Origin of the sequence: Actinomadura darangshiensis (assembly GCF_004349235.1) — a bacterium.
GTDB classification, from domain to species: Bacteria; Actinomycetota; Actinomycetes; order Streptosporangiales; family Streptosporangiaceae; genus Spirillospora; species Spirillospora darangshiensis.
On the sequence record NZ_SMKY01000623.1, the window covers coordinates 1 to 1366 of the forward strand.

Genomic DNA, 1366 nt, shown 5'->3' on the forward strand with positions numbered 1-1366 from the left:
GGGGTGTTCGGGGAGCGGACGGGGGTGCCCGCGACGTACGCTGCGGAGCATGAAGGGTCGTCCACTCCGCTTTACTCCGCGCCGTGACGCAGGGCTGTTCCGATACGAGCGTGCCCTGGACCATGCAGGGTTCAGTCCTGTCGCCGGCGTCGACGAGGCGGGGCGCGGGGCCTGCGCGGGGCCGATGGTCGTCGGTGCGGTGATGCTTCAGGGCGGACGCGGCAGGATCGACGGTCTCGCGGACTCCAAGCTCCTCACTCCGGCGCGCCGCGAGGAGCTCTACGCGGAGATCGTGGAGCGCGCGTACGCGTGGAGCGCGATCGTCATCCCGTGCCATGACATCGACCGGATCGGCCTCCACCGGTGCAACATCACCGGAATGCGGCGAGCCCTGGCCGCTCTGGACAAGCGGCCCGCGTACGTCCTCAGCGACGGTTTTCCCGTACCGGGCCTGGACGTCCCCGGACTCGCGATGATCAAGGGCGATCAGGCCGCGGCCTGCGTGGCCGCGGCGTCCATCATCGCCAAGGTCACCAGGGACCGGATCATGGTGGCCCTCCACGAGCGGTACCCGGAGTACGGCTTCGACGTCCACAAGGGCTACGTGACCCGTGCGCACGGCAAGGCGCTCACTATGCATGGACCTTGCGCCGAGCATCGGTTCTCCTACGTCAACGTCGGGCGTGCCTTGCGTAACAATGGAGATGTGGTCCTTGAGGAGGAGGCCGAGGGGGACCTCCCCGGCGAGGACCGCACGGAAGGGGCACGAGCGTGAGCGCCGAGGATCTCGAGAAGTACGAGACCGAGATGGAGCTGCAGCTCTATCGCGAGTACCGCGACGTCCTCGGGCTGTTCGGCTACGTCGTCGAGACCGAGCGCAGGTTCTACCTCACGAACTCCGTCGACCTCCAGGTGCGCAGCGTCGACAACGGCGAGGTCTTCTTCGAGGTCACGATGCAGGACGCGTGGGTCTGGGACATGTACCGCCCCGCCCGCTTCGTCAAAAACGTTCGCGTCGTCACCTTCAAGGACGTCAACGTCGAAGAATTGGCGAAAAGCGACTTCGAACTCCCCGCCGACCAGTAATTCCTTCTCCCCGCAGCCTCGACACCACCTCCTCAAATACGCCGCGCGCCGGTCGGCCTCCGTAACAGCCCAGGCCACCGTCCTGTTGCCGAGGGCGTGGCTGGCGCTTGTTCGTCTTGGCGCGGGACTGTTCCTGCGCGTGCGGGTGTGCCCGGGGACCGGTCTTGTCATGGGGGAGCTGGACGGCCGTGGGGCCGGTTCTTGGAGGCTTGGGTTAGTGGGGTGTGCCTTGGGCTGTTCAGTCGGGCGGGTGCGGGGCTTGTCCGGCGGCCTGGGGGCT

General features: G+C 67.3%; 2 protein-coding genes. Both read left to right on the forward strand.

What is annotated here, in order from left to right:
• Nucleotides 1–49: 49 nt before the first annotated feature.
• Entirely contained in the window at nt 50–775 is a 726-nt protein-coding gene (locus E1293_RS46980) for a ribonuclease HII (protein WP_132206626.1), read from the forward strand.
• Nucleotides 772–1086 carry a DUF2469 domain-containing protein gene (locus tag E1293_RS46985; RefSeq protein WP_132206628.1) on the forward strand — a complete coding sequence of 105 codons (315 nt, stop codon included), beginning with the start codon at nt 772–774 and terminating at the stop codon, nt 1084–1086. The genes E1293_RS46980 and E1293_RS46985 overlap by 4 nt, the downstream gene beginning before the upstream one ends.
• Nucleotides 1087–1366: the final 280 nt, after the last annotated feature.